The sequence below is a fragment of the Candidatus Krumholzibacteriia bacterium genome (assembly GCA_035268685.1).
In the GTDB taxonomy this organism is placed as follows: Bacteria; Krumholzibacteriota; Krumholzibacteriia; order JAJRXK01; family JAJRXK01; genus JAJRXK01.
Genome location: DATFKK010000144.1, coordinates 1 through 3,995, shown reverse-complemented (window position 1 = coordinate 3,995; position 3,995 = coordinate 1). Strand labels below are relative to the sequence as shown.

The following is a 3,995-nucleotide window of genomic DNA, read 5'->3' as shown; positions in this document are numbered from 1 at the left end:
CCGAGCTCGGCGAAGTCGAGCGTCTGCGTGCCCGCATAGGGACCGAAGGCCTCCATCGTCAGCACCAGGGGCTTCACCGCGCGCCTCCGTCGTCGTCGCGGCGCGCCAGCTCGGTGAGCACGGCTTCGAACGCGGTGTCGGCGCCGTCGATCCAGTCGTCGCCGGTGGCGTCCTCGTAGAAGGCGCGGAAGAGTTCCTCGTCGCTGCGCCGCAGCTGCTCGCGCGTGGCCGTGCCCTGGCCGCGGGCCGTTCCCTGCAGGCCGGGTCGTTCGATGTGCAGCACGTTCGGATACACCTGCCGCAGCTTTCCCATGGGATCGAGGATCGCGTGCGGATCGGTCAGCCGCACGAGCAGGTAGTCGTCGCGGTGGCCATCGGGCGCGGCGAGCAGCTCCTGGAGTGCGCCCTCGAGGATCCGCACGTCGCGCTTCGGCGCGAGCTCCACGCGTTCGAGCGACGGCGTTCCCTCGGCGTCGAGCTCGACGATCGTCACGGACTTGTGGTGCGTGGCTTCGCTGAAGGAGTACTTCAACAGCGACCCGGAGTAGTGGATGTCCCCGCCGATCGTCTGCGGTCGGTGCAGATGCCCGAGCGCGGTGTAGTAGAAGGGCGCGAAGTGCGCGGCGTCGACCTGCCCCGTGCCGCCCACGGTGAGCGGCCTCTCGGACTCGGATTCCTGCCCGCCGACGACCCAGCAGTGCCCCACCGCGACCGTCCGCGCGTTGCGCGGCAGCTTGCGTACCAGCCGTGCGGTCAGCGTGCGGTGCGCCGCATCGTGCGAGGTCACGGTGTCGTCGTCGGTGTGCAGCCGCACGTCGGCGGGATCGGCGTAGGGCAGGGGACACAGCGCCACCGGCCCGTGCGCGTCGTCGAGGACCAGGGGCTCGGTCGCCGCCCCGAGCGGCCCGTAGAGGTGCAGCCCGCCCTCGCGCGCCATCCGCGCGGCGAAGCCCAGCCGCGTGGCGCTGTCGTGGTTGCCGGCGATCACCACCACCGGCACCCCGACGTCGCGGGTCAGCCGGTGCAGCGTGTCGTCGAGCAGCCCGACGGCATCGGCCGGCGGGACCGAGCGATCGTAGACGTCGCCGGCCACGACGACCACGTCGACGCGCGCGTCGGTGGCCAGATCGACGAGCTGGTCCAGCGCGTGGGCCTGGTCGTCGAGGAGGCTGGCGTGGTGGAAGTGACGGCCGAGGTGCCAGTCGGCGGTGTGGAGGATGCGCATGGTGGTTCGTGTGGATGGAGGCGACCAGGGTGATGCGCCGCGCATCCTGGCAGCAGGCGACGAAGCCGGCAAGTGCCAGGCTCACTTCCGCGGCGGAAGTGGGTGGCGCGAGCCGTCATCCGCCCTCCACCGCCCGATCGAACACCCCCTCCAACCCCGGATGCGCCCCCCGCAACCCGTCCACCACGGCCTTCGCCCACTCCAGGTACTCCCGCCGCCGCTCCTCCGGCCACTTCGCCGGCGGATTCGCGAGCACGTCGCGCACGTTCGCGATCTTGTCCGCGAGCTTGATCGCCTTCGCGTCGTCCGACAGCCGCGCGGCGTGCTCGATCTGCAGGCGCTTGCGTTCGGCCTTCGGCAGCTTCTTGTCGTCGGTCACGGCCATCACCAGGTCGGCGACCCGGTGGCCGAAGCGGTCGCGTAGTTCGGCCTCGGTGGTCTCGGTGTCCTCGACGGTGTCGTGCAGCACGGCCGCGCGTACGAGGTCGAGATCGGTCACGCCGCCCTCGTCGACCAGGATCCGGGCCACCGTGATCGGGTGGTTGATGTAGGGCGAAGCCTCGGCGTCCTTGCGGCGCTGCAAGCGGTGTTTGTCGGCGGCGAAGGCGAGGGCTTCGAAGATCTTCGCGAGTTGATGACTGATCTGCACGATGGCCGTGCCTCCGCGAGTGCGCGAGTCATGATCACTTACGTCGAGTCTGCCACACCGAGCCACCGACTTCCACGGCGGCGGTCATCGGCGCCAACGTCATCCCTGGCGACGCACCGAGTTTCGGATGTGCCCCCGATCTGCACCGATGGCCTTCAGCGTCTGCTCTTCCCTCTTCCAGCGAATGCTCCTGAGACGACGATTGATGAACAGGGCGTCGACCCAGCTCCAGACGACCGACACGACGAAGAGAACGAACGCGCCTGCCAACGATCCGGCACCAACCCCGGTTCGCGTCGATTCGATCAGTGCCACGATTCCCCAGACGACGGCGCCGACGGTACCGAGCAGGATCGCAGCTCCGTGCTTCGCATCTCCGAGATGGAATCGATGAGCACCGAATGCCGAGAAGAAAACCCACAGCATCCACGTCACCTCGGGGGTGGGCAGTCCCTCGCGACTCTCGAGTTCGAATCGCAGGAGCTCTCGACGACTGAGGTCTTCCTTTCTCATCGTGACCTTCACCCGGTAGAGCCCCTTGCGATTCGCAACGTCCTCAGGCCCCGACGAGCTCCGGAGCCTGTTCATTCTTCTGTGCCTGGTCGTACAGCTGGATGCTCTGGAGCACCTCGGCCTCCGTCCGGTCATTCACCTTGCTCACCATGCCACTGAGCAGGAACAGGTCGATCAGCCACCACAGACCCAGACCGCCCCCGGTGAGCAACATCAGAACTCCCGGTCCGACCTGACCGAGGTAGAAACGATGGCCCCCGAACAGACCGAGGAAGAACCACAGCACGAAGGAGATCCCGCTGGACTTGCGCTTGTCGGACATCTCCGACTCGAACAACTGCAGCTGCTGGGGAGTCAAGTTCTGCTTGTGATAGAGCGAGCTCACGTCATCCTCTGACTTTCTGCCTGACGGCGTCCATGTGGTCGGCCTACGGGTCGACAACTCCCGGCGGATCGGGGAGTCCGTCGGCCCCGGAGGAGCACGGTCGCGTGCTCCATCTCGAAAGTCGTCAGAAGTGGAATCTCGTTTACGTCGACGTACGGTACGGAACCGTGATCGACGGCGAGGCGCTCGACCGACCGCTTGCTTCCATGCGCGACCGGACCGACGACGCCGCCCCCCCGGAAACCCGATCTCAATCGTCCGAACACACAGTCACCACGCCGAACTCCGCCGTCGTCGACTTCCAGTCGGTCTCCTCGTCGAACATGAACGTGTGGTCGCGGCGCAGTCGGACCCGCAGGGACCCGCTCCGGGTGTCCTTCTGCACGACGACGCACGTCACCTCGTCGCGGCCCACGGAGATCATGCGATCGCCACGGCCGTCGACCGTCCGGCCGTCGAAGGACCCGCTCCAGCTGGTGGTGCTCTCGACTTCGGCTTCCCACTCGCCGGCGCAGCCGGTCAGGGTGATGGCCGTCATGATCAACAGGAGGATACCGGCGCGGCGGATCCGGTCTCTGGTCTCGCTCATCGGGGATGTCGGAGGGCGTGGGGAACGATGGGAAGATGACGCCAACCCCGACCCCTCGCTCCGACGGGGATCATGAGCGACGTCTTCGGTTCACGGGTGTGAACCTACATCCATGTCGTTCCTTCGCCCGGAACGATGCACGAGGATCCCACCGCCTGCACTTCTTCTTCGTCCCGACTCTGTGACTTTCGCCTTCGTTCTCCTTCACGGGGAAGGATCGGAAGCCTCAAGGTGTTCCCTGGCTCCCGACATCAGGTCCTGAAGGACATCACGTGACGGACATCGGACCCTCGAGGCTTCTCGTCGGCCTCACGAATCGCTGCCACCAACGGTGCATCCTCGATTCGACGTCTCGCCGCGCGCGACGTCGAACGTGGATCTCCCACCGCACCGGACGGCGGTCTCCCACATCCGGAATGCGCACGCTGCCCCCGCATCGCCGGGAGCGCCGCTGGGCACGACGACGAGCAGTACGACGAGCCTCGACCTCGACCCGCACGAGAAAGGCAACCCCATGATCGGCATCCGCGACCTCTACCGCGCGAGCGACCGCACGCTCGCCCGCACCCCTCGTCCGCTGCGTGACGCGGCCCTCCGCCTGGTCGCGCCGGCCACCGGGCTCATGAGCTGCCCG

The 3,995-nt window shown here is 67.3% G+C and carries 5 protein-coding genes; all 5 read right to left on the bottom strand.

The window, feature by feature from the left end; translation table 11 throughout:
- Positions 1–73 precede the first annotated feature (73 nt).
- Positions 74–1,225, bottom strand: a complete 1,152-nt coding sequence (locus VKA86_13560) for an exonuclease SbcCD subunit D (protein HKK72240.1) — start codon at positions 1,223–1,225, stop codon at positions 74–76.
- A 115-nt stretch (positions 1,226–1,340) separates the two neighbouring features.
- Positions 1,341–1,874 (bottom strand): HD domain-containing protein, encoded by a 534-nt coding sequence (locus tag VKA86_13555; protein HKK72239.1) that lies wholly within the window; start codon positions 1,872–1,874, stop codon positions 1,341–1,343.
- Between the two features lie 99 nt (positions 1,875–1,973).
- Complete coding sequence (locus tag VKA86_13550; GenBank protein HKK72238.1) at positions 1,974–2,399, bottom strand: TM2 domain-containing protein; 426 nt, start codon at positions 2,397–2,399, stop codon at positions 1,974–1,976.
- 31 nt (positions 2,400–2,430) lie between these two features.
- Positions 2,431–2,772, bottom strand: a complete 342-nt coding sequence (locus VKA86_13545; protein ID HKK72237.1) for a TM2 domain-containing protein — start codon at positions 2,770–2,772, stop codon at positions 2,431–2,433.
- A gap of 250 nt (positions 2,773–3,022) precedes the next feature.
- Complete coding sequence (locus VKA86_13540) at positions 3,023–3,361, bottom strand: hypothetical protein (GenBank protein ID HKK72236.1); 339 nt, start codon at positions 3,359–3,361, stop codon at positions 3,023–3,025.
- Positions 3,362–3,995: the final 634 nt, after the last annotated feature.